This is a genomic window from Flexivirga caeni (genome assembly GCF_003724155.1).
GTDB classification, from domain to species: domain Bacteria; phylum Actinomycetota; class Actinomycetes; order Actinomycetales; family Dermatophilaceae; genus Flexivirga; species Flexivirga caeni.
This window is the reverse complement of the sequence record NZ_RJJQ01000004.1, coordinates 157,218-172,879: the sequence shown is the minus strand read 5'-3', so window position 1 is coordinate 172,879 and position 15,662 is coordinate 157,218. Positions and strand designations below refer to the sequence as shown.

Below are 15,662 nucleotides of genomic sequence, written 5' to 3'. Positions count from 1 at the left end.
GCACCGGCGATCGGCGAGGAGGGCGGCACGTGACGGTGACGTTGGCGCGGGGAACCGGCGACAGCACCGCGGGTGACCCGTTGCCCGACCGCCGCGCGGTGCTGCGGCGCCGGCTGCTCGGCGCACCGCGGACCGCGGAGGCGAAGCTGTGGGCCTTCCTCGGCCCGGCCATCGTCACGGTGGTCGGCGGCATCATGCGCTTCTGGAACGTCGGCCGCCCGCACCAGCTGATCTTTGACGAGACCTACTACGTCAAAGAGGGCTGGTCGATGTTCCTCTACGGCTACGAGCGCAAGCAGGACAAGTCGACGCTGATCACGAACAACCCGGACGGGCTGTTCACCATGGGCAACCCGCACATTTACGGCACCCAGGCCGACTTCGTGGTGCACCCGCCGATCGGCAAGTGGTTCATCGGCATCGGCGAGAAGCTGTTCGGCATCACCTCCTCGTTCGGCTGGCGTTTCGCCGTCGCGCTGTTCGGCACGCTCGGCATCTACCTGGTCGGCCGGGCGGCGTGGCACCTCTTCCGGTCGCCCGTGCTGGCAACGCTCGCCTCGATCCTGCTGTGCTTCGAGGGCACCGAGTTCGTGATGTCACGGACCTCGATCCTCGACATCATGGTGATGTTCTGGGCACTGGCCGCGTTCACCGCGCTACTGGCCGACCGGACGCGCACCCGGCGCATCCTGGCCGACAAGGTCGCGGCGATGCAGGTTGCCGGCACCTGGGACAAACGATCACTGGCCGGCCCATGGCTGGGCTGGCGGCCGTGGCGCTGGGTGGCCGGTGTCTGCCTCGGCCTGGACATCGCGACCAAGTGGTCCGGCCTGTATTTCCTGGCCGCCTTCGGGCTGATGACCTGCTTCTGGGATCTCGGCGCGCGGCGCGCGGCGGGGGTGCGGCGCTACTGGTCGGCGACGTTCGTCAAGGACGGACTGCCCGCCTGCGTCAATGTCCTCGCCCTGTCGCTGGCGGTCTACCTCGCGAGCTGGTTCGGCTGGATCGCCAGCAACGACGGCTTCGACCGCAACTGGGCCCTGAACAACCCGGCAACCGGCAACACCGGCTTCTCCCCCACCAGTTGGCTTTTCGCGTGGCAACCGGACTGGATGCGGTCGCTGTGGGAATACAACATCCAGATGTACCAGTCGGCCGACGACATCACCTCGTTCCACCCGTACATGTCGAACCCGTGGTCCTGGACGCTGCAGACGCGCCCGACGTCGTTCTTCTACGAGGCGCCGACGTCCGGTTGCGGTGCTGCCGCGTGCAGCAAGGCGATCACCTCGCTCGGCACCGTGAGCATCTGGTGGCTCGGCACCATCGCGCTGGCAGTGCTGATCTTCTACTGGCTGCTGCGCCGCGACTGGCGGGCGGGCGCCATACTCGTCGGGGTGGCGGCCGGCTGGCTGCCATGGTTCCTCTACCAGGACCGCACGATCTTCACCTTCTACACGGTGGCGTTCGCGCCATACATGGTGCTGGCCTGCATCTATGCGCTGGGGCTGACACTTGCCCGACCGGGCGCGAGCGCGCAACGCGTGATGATCGGCAAGGCGGTCGTCGGCGGGTTCACCATTCTGACCGTTGCCCTCTTCGTCTTCTTCTGGCCGATCTGGACCGCGCAGGTCATCCCCTACAGCCACTGGCAGTGGCGGATGTGGCTACCCAGCTGGATCTGAGTGGCGTAATTCAGCGTGGCCCGAACTCTCGACCGTCGCGCCTTGGGGACGGGATTCCAGCGATTCCGCGTCCCGAACTCTCGACCGTCGCGCCTTCGGGACCGGATACCAGCGATTCCGCGTCCCGAACTCCCGACCGTCGCGCCTTCGGGACCGGATACCAGCGATTCCGCGTCCCGAACTCCCGACCGTCGCGCCTTCGGGACACCGTCCGCATGGGGTTTGCGCCCGCGAATCGGCGCGCTCGCTAGGTTGGCGCCCGAGTGGGCACTTACTGGCGAGTTCGCCCCGAAATACCCGCCAGTAACTGCCCACTCGGAGCACTTCTCGCGGATCCCGCCGACCGGTCACCGCAGAAACTGCTCAACGTGCCCCGGGACGATCTGCGCGGCAAGCTTGCCCACTTCGGCCTGCGGGACGTCCAGCACCGGATATTCCTTCGCGCCGGCCGCGGTCGCGAGGCCGACGGTGGCAACCCCCGCGCGACGCTGGAAGAACGATCGCCGGACGGTGACGCCGACTGCGCCACGCCGTTCGATCACGTTGGTGGACATCGCGATTGATCCCGAGCGGGTGATCAGGAAGCGGTCGGTCACCGCGTGCCCCAGCCAGTGCGCGCGACTACGGCCAAGGAGTGCCCCAAGCAGCAGCACGACCACCGCAGCAACCCACAACTGCGGGAGGTCGACGGCGACCGCGACGACGCCGAGCACGATCGCGGGCACACACGCGCTGCCGATCGCCCGGGTGTAGCGCCGGCGGGTCGCGGCGGCACCGTGCCGCTGCAGGGGCCTGGCGAAGGCATCCTCCCCCAGCACCGCATCCGCCGTGCGTTCGACCACCGCAGCAGGCGACGGCGGGGTCAGCGTGGTGCTCATGCCGTGGCCGTCCTCCTTCACGCCGGTCGTGATCGCCTGCAGCCGGGCGCCGCCGACCCAGCGCAGCGGCACCGCGCGATGCACGGTGACGCCGCGCATGCGACGGATCTCCAGCGAGGTCGCGCGCGTCGTGAGCAGCCCGCGCGACACGTGGTAGGTCCCGCCGCGGCTGTCCCGCGACAGCCGGAAACCGTGGAACGCCAACAGATATCCGGCCAGCGCGAGCACCACGACGACGACCAGCGCTACCACCAGCACGGCCAGGACGGCGACCACGACCCCAAGCCGTTCGAGGTGGTTCGTGGCGTCGGTGATGACGCTGTGCGGCCCCCAGCCGAGGCCCGACTCGTTGAGGAAGTGGTTGCCGACGCCGAGAATCGCGGCTGCCGCGATGAGCCCTGCCGGGCCGAACGGTGCATAGCGGATCCACGCCGGATTCAGTTGGTAGACAACCGTTTCCGTCTCGTATGACGCACCCGGCGCGTCCTCGACGCCGACTGCCTCGCCGGTCGGCACCGACTCGGATTCGGCAGCCCCGGCTTCCGGCGCCTCCACCGCAGCCCGGTGCAACAGATCGCCGCGCAGCGCGGCAGCCTCGGCTGCGGTCAGGCCGTCGAGTCGCAACTGCTTCTCGCCCGCGCCCGTACCGATGCGCACCTCGGCGAGCCCGAGCGCGCGATGCAGCACCGACGCGGTGACATCGACCGACCGCACCCGGTCGATCGGCGCGGAGACCGTGTTCTTGGTGATCAGGCCGCGCCGCAACTGCACCTGGTCAGGGGTGAAGCGGTAGCTCGTGGTGAACCACCGCAGCACCCCGAGCGCGATCGCGAGGCCGGCACCCGCCAGCCCCCACCAGTTCTGCCCGCCGCTGGAACCGGCGACCACGATCGCGATCAGCGCCGGGAAGAACCGGATGACCTCCTTGACCGGGTGGACAAGCAGCATTCGGCGGCTCAGTCGCCGCCAGTCGCTTGTGCCGGTCTCCCACCCCGCCGGGTCCCGTGCCATGGTCGAGTCCATGCCTCGACCTTCTCACGGCAGCGCCTCGCCAGACCGCTTGTGTGGCGTCGTCGGCGTCAGCACTGCTCACCGGCTGGTTCGACGATCTGTCCTGGCGCGCCCAGGACATCGGTACGGTGACTAAATGGTCGAGTTGCCGTTCGAGCGGGTGGAGCACTTCGTCCGGATCCGGGTTCACCTGCCGGACGGGAGCACAGCACGATTTCTCGTCGACACGGGCATCGGCATCACGATCCTGTCGCCGTCGGTGGTCGAACGCTGCCAGTTGGCCATGACGGGGAGCGATTACACCGGGCACCGCATGTCGGGGCAGGCAGTGTCGGTGCCGCTCGTGCAGTTGCCGTCGCTGGAACTGCGCAGCGACTCGCCATCGGCCGGGTCCGGCGGTTTCGCGGTGCTGTCCGGGACCGTCGGAGTTGCGGATTTCGGACCGAGCGAGGGTGCCCACGGATTCGACGGAATCCTGGGGCTGGACCTGCTCGGTCCGCTGCGACTCACCGTCGACCCCTTCACGTCCGTGATAGCCCTCGCGAGGATGCAGCACGGAGGTCCCGACCAGATCGAGATCCCGGTGCGTCTACACGAGGACGGTCCGGCGATTGACCTGCGCACGAACCTGCGGCTCCCGGACGGCACCGTGACCGAAGTCGAGATCGACACTGGCTCCGCCGCCACCATCCTGGACGAGCGATTCATGGTGTCGTGCGAAGTGACCGACGCCGAACCGACAAGCCGGGTCACCGAGGGAGTCGACGAGACCGGCCACCACTACCGTCGACAGTTCATCCCGATCCCTGGATCTGTCAGCCTCGCAGCTGCACCGGCAACGGAACTTCGCCAGCCCACGGTGATGTTTCAGCAACTCGCGCTGAACGGTCTTATCGGCACCGACTTTCTCGACCGATACGTGCAGACGTACGACACCACCCGCGGCATACTCACCCTCGCGATGCCAGACCACACCTGACCGTGCCTGCAAGCAGACCCACCATCCCCCTGTCCACCCGGAGAACTCCCTGAACGCCGCTGCGACGGCAACGAGACCATGCTCACAGGCGGAGGCTTGCGGGCGCCCGTGACGGTCACGGGAATGGGAGGACGAGATGCTGCCGTGGCGTACCTGGTTCCGTAGCGAGCTGCCGGACGCGTGAAGCCCGCCGCCGGCGACAGCGACGCATCTGGCTGCGCTCGACCGGGCCGAGACCATCGCGAGGGACGAGAAGGTGCCTGCCGCCGTGCTGGCCCGAGTCCTGCCTGTTGCCAACGCAACTCGCGCGTTGCTGCCGCGCATCGACGCGCTCGGCGCGTGCTCCGCCGACGGCTACACCGTGGTCGCGACCGCCACCGACCACCTGCCGGTTGCCCTCGGCAACTACCTGCGCCTGCCCCGCTACTTCGCCGACCGGCGCCCGTTGCACGCCGGCAAATCGGCTCTCCTGCTGCTCGTCGACCAGCTCGACCTGCCGCCGCCACCATGGACGCGCTCGGCGACACGCTGGCGACCGCCGACGCCCAGGCACTCATCGCGCACGGCATCTTCCTCCGCGAGAAGTTCGGCCCCACCGCAGCCGAACTCACCCTCCCCGTCACCTCAGGAGCGGCGCCATGACCCAGACCACCGCCCCGGCGCACACCGGTCGCCACAGCAAACCAGGTCGCACCGATTCGCACGCACAGCGTCCTCGCAGACCGCACCGGCACGCCATTCGGGCTGCAGATCCTCGATTCGGCCAACGGCACGTCCGTCGCGCCCGCGGTCGGGCCGTTGCCAACCGACCCGCTCCGCCCGGTGGCCCACCACGAGGTCGCCTCCAACGCACACATCTACCTCGGTGCGTGGACCCCGCATCGTGATCCGTCCGGCTCTCCCGGGCGAGGCCTGAACCGCGGCCCCTGGCTCAGGTCGCGTCACCCTTGCTGGCTGCGGTCACGACGGTGAGATCGTGCACGACCTGCTCGGCGACCTGCCGGTCGAGTCCTTCGATCCGCAACTCGCCCTTGGCCGAAGCGGTTGTCACGGTCACCGTGCTGAGACCGAAAATCCTTGACAATGCTCCGCGTTCGGTGTCGACGGTCTGCACCCGCGAAATCGGCGCGATGCGCTGCTCGATGGTGATCAGGCCGCGCTGCGTGTAGACCGCGTCGTCGGTGACCTCCCAGCGGTGGACGCGATATCGCACCGACGGGACGATGAGCGCACCCACAACGAAAACCACTGCGATCACTGCGATCCCGAGCGGAACCCACCATCCAGCCAGGCCGGACACAGTCCACTCAACCGCGATCCCGGCGATGATCAGGACCAGCGTCAGCACCACACCCTGGACCGCCCACATCGTGCGGGCGCGGGTGGACACCAACTGTGCCGGCGATCGCAGCTCCATGAGCAGACCTTCTCATGTCGCAGCACCGCACGGTGCCGGACACGAGGGACACCGGCGCGTCATACCGGACGTAAGCCTCGACCGTCGAAGCTGGCGTACGACGAGACGAGCGATCTCGGTCAGGACGAGATCGTCACGCACGCCTCGGCGGTGTTGATCAGGAAGGTCAGTGACTCCTGCAGATAGAGCTCGACCGTGTCGGCGTCGTGGGACAGATAGCCGATCGAGACGTCCTGCCCCAGCTGCAGCGTGTAGTCGCCACCCCGCTCGCTGACGAGCAACGCACCGTCCACGGCGGGCGCCCAGATGAGGTGCCCGTCGCCGAGCAGCCGCGCGACGTGATCGCGCACCGGGTAACCGTGGTCGGTGGTCTCGGACAACGCGGTGTAGAGCTCCGGCGACAGCAGCAGGCTGTAGGGCCCAGCGACATCGGCGAGCCGCAGCGTGTTGATCGCGGACGCGACCGCGGCCGGTGCCTCGGTCACGTCCTGCGGAAGCGAGATCCGCGCGTTGGTGCTCTCCGGCGCCATACCGGCGATCTGCTCATCGCTGGATCCGTAGAAAACAGTGCGGTCTTCGGCATACGCCAGCGCCGCTGCCGCATCCTTCACCGGTTGCCAGTCGGAGTCCTGCGCACCACGCTCGACGTTGTCGACCTCGGTGCGGCTGACCGTGAACCGTGCCCGGAACTCCACCACCGGTCGCGCCTCGCGGCCCTTGGCGAGCACCTGGCCGGACGGAGCCGCCAATTCGTGGAAGTGCCCGGTGCCGACCGCGGCAAGCTCGACCCCGCGCGGCTCCGGCACGTCGACGACGCGACGTGCGGCAGCCCTGATCGAGAACGAGCGGCGTGCCTCCTCTTCGATCTCACCCCACGCGGCGTCGGAGATCGGGGCAAGTTCCCTGTGCAGATTGTTCACGGTCTACCTCTCGTTCTGCTCGCGCAGACTGCCGATCTGCAACGATCCGGCCGGCTGCTCGGTGGTTGATGGGGCGGGTGCGACCTCGGGTTGAGCCTCGGGCGGACCGGACTCCAGGAAGTCGGTCGTCGGCACGAAGAAGAGGCTGCCGGTGACCGCGGTGGAGAAGTCGAGGATCCGGTCATGGTTGCCCGGCGGCTTGCCGACGAACATATTGCGCAGCATCTGTTCGGTCACGCTCGGGTCGGCGGCGTAGCCGATGAAGTAGGTGCCGAACTCCTCGCTGCCGATCTCGCCGAATGCCATGTTGTCGCGGACGATGTCGTGCTCGGTGCCGTCGTCGTCGACGATCGTATTGAGCTCGACGTGCGAGTTGCTCGGCTTGTCCGCGTCCGGCAACTCGATGTCGTCCACCTTGCTGCGCCCGATCACGAGCTCCTGCTCGCGCACCGAGATGGCGTTCCAGGTGGCCAGGTCGTGCAGATATTTCTGCACGATCACGTAGCTGCTGCCGCCGTATGCCGAGTCCTCCTCAGCCACGAAAACCGCTGCGGCGGCTGGGGTTCCCTCCGGATTCTCGGTGCCGTCGACAAAGCCGAGCAGATCCCGGTTGTCGAAGTAGCGGAAACCGAGCACCTCGTCGACGACGTCCGCCACCCCGGACAGCCGAAGCATCAGCTGGCGGGCGAGTTCGAAACACAGGTCCACCCGGTCCGCACGCAGGTGGAAGAGCAGATCGCCGGGGGTGGACACGGCTGTGTGCCGGTCGCCGACGATCTCGGGGAGCACGTGCAAGCCCGGGGGCCGCGGCACGTCATACATCCGGTCCCAGGCCCGGGCGCCGATGCCGGCGATGCAGGTGAGGTTGTCCTCCGGCCGGCGGAAACGCACCGAGCGGATCAGACCCGGCAGATCGGCGAGCAGGCCGAGCGCATCCTGCTCAGCGCCCTCACGCACGGTGAGCACGAGGAACATCGCCGCACGCGCGGGTGGCTGCAGGATCGCCTGCGGGTGCACTGTGTCCGCCACGAGCCCTCCTTCGACGTCGGGGAACGCGCGATTCGAGTCTGGCACAACCGGCCGCGTCCCGTGGCCACCGGGCGCCCGGAAACAGCGCAGCCGCCAGCAACGACACCTCGGCGCCCGAAATCCGCTCTGCGAGTGGCGGATAGCCGCGGCTACTCCGGCATCAGGTCACGCCGGCCGCGCCATACGACGCCTATCAGCAGACATACGACACCGCACCCCAGCAAAGCGACGACGCCTGTGCTCGGGACGCTGCCGTCGGCGTAATCGGGGACGTGCGCGAACACCGCACTGGCCTGCAGCCAGCGCGGCGCGTGGAGCACCGACCCCATCAGGACCAGCACGGCCGAACCGGCGACGGGCACCCACGCGAGGACCCCGAGGCTGCGGCGCGCGCCGACGCACAGGACGCCGAGCCCGGTGAGCGCGAGCACCGCCGGCCACTGGCCAGCGACGTAGCTGAAGCCGCGACCGGCTGCGCCGCCGTGCAGTTGCGACAGGGTGACCAGGGAACACACCGCGCCGGCTGCGAGCAGCATGGTGAGCGACCCCAGGGCGGCGAGCACTGCACGCGCTGACAGCGACTCACGCCGCCGAACCCCGCAGGCCAGTAGGTCCTCCAGCAGGCCGTCGCCTTCCTCGGTGCCGCTCGCGAGCACAGTCAGCACCGCATAACAGCCGACCAGCAACCCGATCAGTACGCCGGCGAAGGAGAAGAACGCGGCATCCAGCCGGTGTTCGCCGGTCATCTCGCGCATCAGCCTCGCCGTATTGGAGTCACCCTCGAGCAACGTGACCAGATTGCCGCTCATCCCACCGAAGAACGCCCCGATCGCCACGACGCCCACTGTCCAGGCGAGCCACCGACCGCGCTCGAGGTGCCAGGTGAGTGCCACCACCGAACGCACCCGCAGCCGGTCATCGCTGACGGCCCTCTCGTGCAGCACAGCGGACCCGTATTCCCGCCCCTGGCCGGCCAGCCATACCAGCCCTCCGACGGACACACACGCGGCCAGGAACACCGCGCCGGTCCACCACCGGTTCCGTGTGTATGGCGACACGACGTCGATCCAGCCGAGCGGACTCACCCACCGCAGGGCCACGACCCCGTGCACATTCGCCACCGCGCGGAGCACGAAAGATATTGCCAGCACGACAAATCCGAGCACCCTTGCCAAGCCAGTGCTGTCAGCCAGCGCGCCGGCGAGCAGCCCGGCAAGTCCGAAGAACAACCCTGTGCATGTGGTCACCAGACCGAGCGACAACGCACCCCGGACCGTGAGTTCCTCGACAAGGCCGGACTCGGCAAGAAGCACGGCCGCGACGCCAACCCCCAAGCCCACAGCGACCACTGTCACGGCCGCGAGCGCGCCACGCAGTCGGGCGGCCGCCGAGTGCCCGCACGCCTGCAAGAGTTCGGCGGCCCCGGACTCTTCGGCGCCACGACCAAAGCGCACCCCGAGCAGCAGGGTGAACACCGACGACACGATCACCAGATAGGTGCCCATCTCCCACGTGAGCAACTGCCCGATGGTGCCCGGTCGCGGCAGGGGCCCGTAGAGCAGCCGGGTCGCCACGTTGCCGCTCAGGCTGTCGATGAGGTGCGTGCGCTGGTTCAGTTGCGGGTATGTCGAGGCGTATGACGGTCCGACGATCACCAGTAGGCCGAGCAGCGGCAGCGTCCACGCGAGGATCTGCCGCCGGTGGGTACGCAGCGCGACACGAGCCGGCCCGATGCGCCGCCCGGCCGGCCGTGGTCGCGACGACATGACTCTCATCGTCCGCCGCTTTGCGTGTCGGCCGGCCGGGCGTCCGCAGCGCCGATCCGGTAATGCTGCAGGAAGAGATCCTCCAGGCTGGCCGGCGTGCACCGCACATCCGTCGGATGCGCAGCAAGCAGCAGCTGCAGCACCCGGTCCACCAGCTCCTGCGGCACACTCGCGTCGAAGCGGACAGCGTTGCCTTGCATTGGATTTCGTGAAACTGACGCGTTGTCTCCCAGCGCGGCGCCGAGCTCGGTGGCAACACGATCAGCGGAGTCCACCGACACCACGGCACTGATCGCCGATGCCGCGAGGTGCCGCATCTGCGCGAGCTGGCCGGTCTCGACCAGTCGGCCGTCCTTGATGATCGTGACCGCGTCGCACAGCCGCTCGACCTCGCCGAGGATGTGACTCGACAACAGCACAGTGCGGCCGTCGGCGACAGCCTGCCGGACACAGTCGCCGAACGTGCGCTCCATCAGTGGGTCCAGACCCGAGGTCGGCTCGTCCAGGATCAACAGCTCCGTGCGCGCCGCGAACGCCGCCACAAGCATGACCTTCTGCCGGTTCCCCTTGGAGTACTTGCGGATCCGCTTGCTGGGATCGAGCGAGAACGCCTCGATGAGGGCCCGCTCGCGGTCGTCGTCGTACTCGCCGCCGGCGGAGCGCCGCAGACCGGCGAGCACGTCGAGCGCCTGGCGCCCGGTCAACGACGGCCACAACACGACCTCGCCGGCGACATACGACAGGTCACGGTCGATCACCGAACTGTGCGTCGCGGGGTCGTGCCCGAGGACCCGCACCCGTCCGGCATCACGCCGGTAGAGGCCGAGGAGCACCCGGATCGTGGTGGTCTTGCCGGCGCCGTTCGGCCCGAGGAAGCCATGGACTGTGCCGCGGGCGACCCGCAGGTCGAGGTCGTCGATGGCCCGGAACCGGCCGAAGTTCTTGGTGAGCCCGGCGACGTCAACGACATCGCGTGTCTGCGCGGCCATCGCGTTCTGCTGACGGGGATTCTCCGCCGGGAGCGTGGTCATGCGGTGGCTCCGTCCGGGCCGGGCAGCGCGCCCCGCCGCCTGAGTCCCCAGGTCAGTCGCGCCTGGAAGCGCTCTTGCAACGGCTCGGCGAACAGCTGCGTGGTGGCGTATTCGACATACTCCTTGGAGCCCAGGCTCGCCTCTTGGAGGAGTGCGAGGACCTGATCAGGCTCGAATCCGAGTGAGGCGACGAATTCCGCTGCATGGTCGGCCATTTCGTCGACTCGGCAATGCAGTTCGTCCACCGACAATGCGCCGATCGATTCGTTGAGATCGCGAAACTCCGCGAAGAGCGGGATGATCAGGTCCAGCTGGTCGTCGGTCAGGTTCTCGGCGATCTCGACGATCAGGGGCGGCAATTCGGTGCGATAGCAGGCGAATTCGACGACCTGACGCTCGGCTCGGATGACGTCTGCCACCTCTTCGTCAGCAACCCGTGCGAGCAATCGGTCGTACATCGCTCGCACCGCGCCCGGCATCGGCGACACCGGACCGCCCTGGGCGGTCGTGTGCAGCAGGTTGATCAATTGCTTTCGCTGGCGCTCAAGTTCGGCGATGCGATCGTCGACACCGGACAGGGTGAGCGCCAAGTCGGTCTGTATGGCGTCCCGCTCGTCCGGGTCGGACGCCGACTCCTCGAGCATGGTCCGCACCGCCGCGAGCGGGACGCCGGAACCCACCAGCCACCGCACCCGCACCAGACGCGCGAGCTGCGCCATACCGTAGTCGCGAACCCCGCCGTGCTGTTCCGGAACCGGCAGTAGGCCGATCTGGTGGTAGTAGCGGATGGTCCGCACAGTGGTGCCGGTCAGATCCGCCAGTTCTTTGACTCGCATGCGTCGATCATCGACTGTGACGTGACGTCGCAGTCAAGAAGGAGGGCAGGCGACGGACGACTGCTGGAACTCAGCGCACCGATCGCGCGCGCGCTGCCCGCGCATCCGTCAGTGGAACACCAACGTCAGGATCAGGCTGGCGACGAGAGCTGAACCGCCCATGACCGGAAGGCCGACCGTGAGTTCCTTGCGGTACATGGCGTCCTGCTGCCCCTCCGGCGAGAAGCCCATCACCATCGCGCCGCCTTCGGAGTATGGCGAGATCGCCATCGACAGCCCGCCGATGGTGGCGCACACGAACAGCAGCGTCGGGTTGAGGTGGGTCACGGCGGCGAGAGTTGGCACGATCGGGAAGAGCGCCGGCGCAGTGACCCCGATGTAACTGCTGAAGGCGGTGATGACGGCGGCGACCAGCGCCAGAACGACGGGCACGAGGTATGTCGGAACGTGTCCCCCACCAAGCCAGTTCGCGATCTGCCGGATCGTCCCGGCGGCCACCGCAACCTGGATGAGCATGCCCATCCCGCTGATCATGATGAGGATGTTCCACGGGACCCGCGCGATCACGCGGTGGCTGTCCGCGGCGCCGAGCAGCATAGCCACCACGGCCAGCACGACGCTGAGCAACGGCGGGTCGATGTTGCTCGCCCAGGTGCCGAAGAGGTCGACCTTGCCGAAGAGCACGTGCAGGATCGACGGCACGAGCGCCAGCAGCAGGAAGACGCCGATGAGCACGATCGTCACTCGCTGCTTGAAGTCGAACGGCTCCGGCTCCGTGACCTCCATCTGGCCGCGGCGCGTCTCCTCACCGCGGCTGATCGCCTTCCTGCGGTAGTAGAGCGTCAGCCCGACGACGACCAGGGCGGTCAGCACCAGGTAGGCAATGAAGATCGCGAACGAGATGCCGAAGGATCTCGACTGCGAGTAGCCCAGCTTCTCGAACAGCCCGCGATAGATGATGCCGTTGAGGCTGGTCATCAGGTTCGACCCGACCTGCGCACCGACGATCACGCCGAGCCCGGCGAGCAGCGGCTCGATCTTCACCTGCGCGCAGATGACCAGCGCGGCCGGCGCCAGAAACACCATGACGGCATAGAACCCGGCCCCGAGCCCGGCCATCACGATGGCGGTCACGAAGAAGACGACGGCCAGGCCCCAGCCGAGGCCGCGTGAGCGGTAGAGCATCCGTTGCGAGATCTTCTCCAGCGTGCCGTTCTCGATCGCGACCGAGAAGAACAGCGTCACGGCGAGAATGGTGAAGAAGATCGGCACCGGCCAGAGCGCCGTCACCGCGGCAGGCTTCATGCCGAGGACGAAAACGCCGATGAGATAAGCGAACACGATGGCCAGCAGGCCCGTGTTGATCTTCGTCCGATAGCTGATCCCGATCGAGGCGATGATCGCGATCGCGATCAGCAGGCTGTGCACGACACCGCCCTCGGTCCGACGCAGCAGGCCCACCGACGTTCCGGTCTCACGCTTCTACCTCCATCGACGTCGGGGTGGCGCGCCGCCCGCCATACGGGCCGATCGGCCAACTGTCGACTCGATGGATATAGGAGTTCGCTGGGAACTGCCTGAGCATGACGTCAAGGCCGCAGCGAACTGCGCCCTCGCAAACGGTTGACCGACCCCGCGGCCGTGCCAGCATGCCACCCGGGAGGCTGGGGAGTCCCAGTGCATTCAGAGGGAAATGAGGGGAATCATCATGACCGTTCGTACCGTGCGGCGCGGTATCAGCGCCTCCTGGTCGGGTCGCTGTTCTCGGCCTACAGCGGACTCGATCTGGCCGTCGAGGAAGTGTTCGACGGCCTCCACGATCTGGTTCTCTGAGATCCACGAACCCGTCGCCCGCGTCTTCGCCCACCACTGGCCCGTCGCCCCCAACCTCGGTGACATCACCGGCATCAACCGGAACGACGCACCCCCGGTCGATGTGCTCTGTGGCGGGTTCCCCTGTCTCAATGTCGAGCCGAGCGGCGTGATCCTGACCCGTCGGGTCTCAATAGAATTGTCGGCATGTTTACACCACCCGAGCGCGAGGAGTTGCGCAAGGAGCTAATCGAGGCAGCCCACGCAGACGACGAGGTCGTGGGCGCAGCACTCGTGGGCTCGGCGGCGACTCGACGCGAGGATGCCTGGTCCGACATCGATCTGGTGCTGCAAGTCCGTCGTGATGCTGACCCTGCGAAAGTGGCGAGCCGGTGGACAGCACAGTTCTACGACCAGCACGGTGCGGCTCACCACTTGGATGTCATCGCTGGCGGCGTGCTCTATCGCGTCTTCCTTCTCGCGAGTTCACTGCAGGTCGATGTGTCGTTCTGGCCCGAAGACGAGTTCCGAGCCACCGAATCGGGATTCGCACTGCTCTTCGGGACCCCTCAGCCCTCAACCGAACCCCGGAATCCGGAGGCGTCGCACGAGATCGGAATGGCATGGCTCTACGCCCTGCACTCGCGTTCGGCGATTGCCCGCAGACACGTGTGGCAGGCGACCATGATGCTTGACCACCTTCGCGATCAGCTCCTCGTTCTCGCATGTGTGCGGCACGGCCTGAATCCACACCATGGTCGCGAGGCCGATCGTCTGCCCGCCTCCGTGCTGACCGTCTTGCAGCAGGCGCGTGCCGCGTCCGTAGCAGAACCAGCGCTGGTGCGCTCGCACACAGCTCTCGTCACGGCGCTTGCCGACGAAGTGGCCCTCCACGACCCGAGACTCGCTGCAGACCTGACCGCGCCGTTGAACGCGCTGGCTCGCGTTAGTGTTTGACGCTTTCTGACGGCGTCACGTAGCGACCGCACCAACGGCGGGAAGCGGGGCGACTATGGCGGTTTCCGCCGAACGGAGCAGAGTGAACACGCGCCTGGCGATATGTCTCTTCAACGCGCGAATGGCCTCGGCGTTCGGAGTTCCCCAGCGCACCCCTCGTTGCGAGGTAATCCTGCGCGGGCGGATACAAGCGCTTCTGAGTGATGACGATCCGGTGGATCGCGGCGTTCATTCGGCGGTTGCCGCCTCGGTTCAGCCTGACCCGCTGGCTGTTGCCCGAGGACGCCGGGATCAAGGCGCAGCCGGCGAGCATCGCGAACGCGGCCGTCGACTTGAACCGGACCGGATCACGTGTCTCGGCGACGATGCGCGCTGCCGGCATCGGTCCGTACCCCGGCAGTTCCAGTAGTTGCGGTGCTTCGACCTTCACACGTTCCTCCAGCCCGCGTTCGAGACGCCCACCACAGTCACCGAGGTCCCTGATCCGTTCGATCGGGTTCAGGCATATGGCGACCGCGACACCACCCTCGCACTCGCGCAGGAACGCGACGACCGTGGCATTTCACTTCGGACGGTGGAGCTTGCGCGCTGGGATCGTCACGGCAACATCCGGGTCGAAGTCATGCAGGTGCCACCGCGGCCGGCAACACATCCGCACTAATGGGTCTGACACATGCTCAACAGCTCACCGCTCTCGGCAATGGCGTTCTCCCACGGCAAGCAGCGAAAGCTCTGTCCCTGCTTGCTCTTGGATCACGTCCAGACCCGTGCTGCGGTCCGTGCTACTTCTCACAGATCGCCAGTCGAGCAACCTTTTCAAAAGCGTCGCGACAATCACGCCAGGGCATGGAGGGCTCGGCGGACGAGGTGGTGCAACGTGGCCCGTTCGTTCGGGTTGAGGCTGGCGAAGACCTCTTCGTTGGCTTGGTCCAAGAGCCGTCGGCCCTGTTCGACGATGGTCACGCCGCGAGGGGTGATGGACAGTAGATGGCGTCGCCGGTCGCGCGGATCGGGGCCCCGGCGCAGGTGGCCGACATTTTCGAGCTGGTCGAGGAGTTTGACCAGGTCGCTGCGGTCCATCGACACGCGGTCGGCGAGTTCACGCTGGGACATCTGCCCGTCCTCGTGCAAGCAGCGCAGCACGAAGTAGGTCCGCGAAGAGAGCCCGCCGCCGGCGAAGGCGTCGTGAACCGTGGCGTGCGCAAGCCGGCCGAGACGGCTCAGCGCAAAGGCGGGCACATCCAGCAGAGCACTCGACACTTCCGCCTTCTGGTTGGTCGGCTTGGAAGTCATGGGGGTCAGTCTACCGAATATCCGTCAGCTCACCTATCATGGGATCTC

General features: G+C 67.4%; 15 protein-coding genes. 5 read left to right on the top strand and 10 right to left on the bottom strand.

What is annotated here, in order from left to right:
- The first annotated feature begins 29 nt into the window (after positions 1-29).
- Positions 30-1,685, top strand: coding sequence for a dolichyl-phosphate-mannose--protein mannosyltransferase (locus EFY87_RS06455; protein WP_123270644.1), 1,656 nt, complete (start codon positions 30-32; stop codon positions 1,683-1,685).
- 347 nt (positions 1,686-2,032) lie between these two features.
- On the opposite strand, the gene EFY87_RS06450 is transcribed toward EFY87_RS06455, so the two are convergent.
- On the bottom strand, positions 2,033-3,586 hold the full coding sequence (locus EFY87_RS06450; RefSeq protein ID WP_123270643.1) for a PH domain-containing protein: 1,554 nt from the start codon (positions 3,584-3,586) through the stop codon (positions 2,033-2,035).
- A 124-nt stretch (positions 3,587-3,710) separates the two neighbouring features.
- Between EFY87_RS06450 and EFY87_RS06445 the strand changes: the two genes are divergently transcribed.
- Both EFY87_RS06445 and EFY87_RS21110 read left to right on the top strand, forming a co-directional pair.
- Positions 3,711-4,553: a retropepsin-like aspartic protease gene (locus EFY87_RS06445; RefSeq protein WP_123270642.1), complete on the top strand. Its 843-nt coding sequence runs from the start codon at positions 3,711-3,713 to the stop codon at positions 4,551-4,553.
- Between the two features lie 507 nt (positions 4,554-5,060).
- A complete protein-coding gene (locus EFY87_RS21110) occupies positions 5,061-5,195 on the top strand; it encodes a hypothetical protein (protein ID WP_281276172.1) in 135 nt (44 codons plus the stop codon).
- A gap of 289 nt (positions 5,196-5,484) precedes the next feature.
- Here the strand turns inward: EFY87_RS21110 and EFY87_RS06440 are convergent, their stop codons facing one another.
- The 7 genes from EFY87_RS06440 to EFY87_RS06410 form a co-directional block, all read right to left on the bottom strand.
- A complete protein-coding gene (locus tag EFY87_RS06440) occupies positions 5,485-5,970 on the bottom strand; it encodes a PH domain-containing protein (RefSeq protein ID WP_123270641.1) in 486 nt (161 codons plus the stop codon).
- 119 nt (positions 5,971-6,089) lie between these two features.
- Positions 6,090-6,890, bottom strand: coding sequence for a family 1 encapsulin nanocompartment shell protein (locus EFY87_RS06435; RefSeq protein ID WP_123270640.1), 801 nt, complete (start codon positions 6,888-6,890; stop codon positions 6,090-6,092).
- Between the two features lie 3 nt (positions 6,891-6,893).
- The gene (locus EFY87_RS06430; RefSeq protein WP_245988504.1) at positions 6,894-7,919 is read right to left on the bottom strand and encodes a Dyp-type peroxidase; all 1,026 of its coding nucleotides are present in this window, start codon (positions 7,917-7,919) and stop codon (positions 6,894-6,896) included.
- Between the two features lie 149 nt (positions 7,920-8,068).
- Complete coding sequence (locus EFY87_RS06425; protein WP_123270639.1) at positions 8,069-9,685, bottom strand: hypothetical protein; 1,617 nt, start codon at positions 9,683-9,685, stop codon at positions 8,069-8,071.
- A 5-nt stretch (positions 9,686-9,690) separates the two neighbouring features.
- Positions 9,691-10,716: an ABC transporter ATP-binding protein gene (locus EFY87_RS06420; RefSeq protein WP_123270638.1), complete on the bottom strand. Its 1,026-nt coding sequence runs from the start codon at positions 10,714-10,716 to the stop codon at positions 9,691-9,693.
- Positions 10,713-11,552, bottom strand: coding sequence for a MerR family transcriptional regulator (locus EFY87_RS06415; protein WP_123270637.1), 840 nt, complete (start codon positions 11,550-11,552; stop codon positions 10,713-10,715). The genes EFY87_RS06420 and EFY87_RS06415 overlap by 4 nt, the downstream gene beginning before the upstream one ends.
- A gap of 108 nt (positions 11,553-11,660) precedes the next feature.
- On the bottom strand, positions 11,661-13,013 hold the full coding sequence (locus EFY87_RS06410; protein WP_123270636.1) for an SLC13 family permease: 1,353 nt from the start codon (positions 13,011-13,013) through the stop codon (positions 11,661-11,663).
- A 232-nt stretch (positions 13,014-13,245) separates the two neighbouring features.
- Between EFY87_RS06410 and EFY87_RS06405 the strand changes: the two genes are divergently transcribed.
- Complete coding sequence (locus EFY87_RS06405) at positions 13,246-13,614, top strand: DNA cytosine methyltransferase (RefSeq protein ID WP_342769103.1); 369 nt, start codon at positions 13,246-13,248, stop codon at positions 13,612-13,614.
- Positions 13,572-14,321 (top strand): nucleotidyltransferase domain-containing protein, encoded by a 750-nt coding sequence (locus EFY87_RS06400; RefSeq protein ID WP_220093535.1) that lies wholly within the window; start codon positions 13,572-13,574, stop codon positions 14,319-14,321. Before EFY87_RS06405 ends, EFY87_RS06400 begins: the two co-directional genes overlap by 43 nt.
- Here EFY87_RS06400 and EFY87_RS06395 read toward each other — a convergent pair.
- Positions 14,311-14,751, bottom strand: a complete 441-nt coding sequence (locus EFY87_RS06395; RefSeq protein ID WP_123270635.1) for a transposase — start codon at positions 14,749-14,751, stop codon at positions 14,311-14,313. The genes EFY87_RS06400 and EFY87_RS06395 overlap by 11 nt on opposite strands.
- A 404-nt stretch (positions 14,752-15,155) precedes the next feature.
- On the bottom strand, positions 15,156-15,614 hold the full coding sequence (locus tag EFY87_RS06385) for a MarR family winged helix-turn-helix transcriptional regulator (RefSeq protein WP_123270633.1): 459 nt from the start codon (positions 15,612-15,614) through the stop codon (positions 15,156-15,158).
- Between the last annotated feature and the right edge of the window lie 48 nt (positions 15,615-15,662).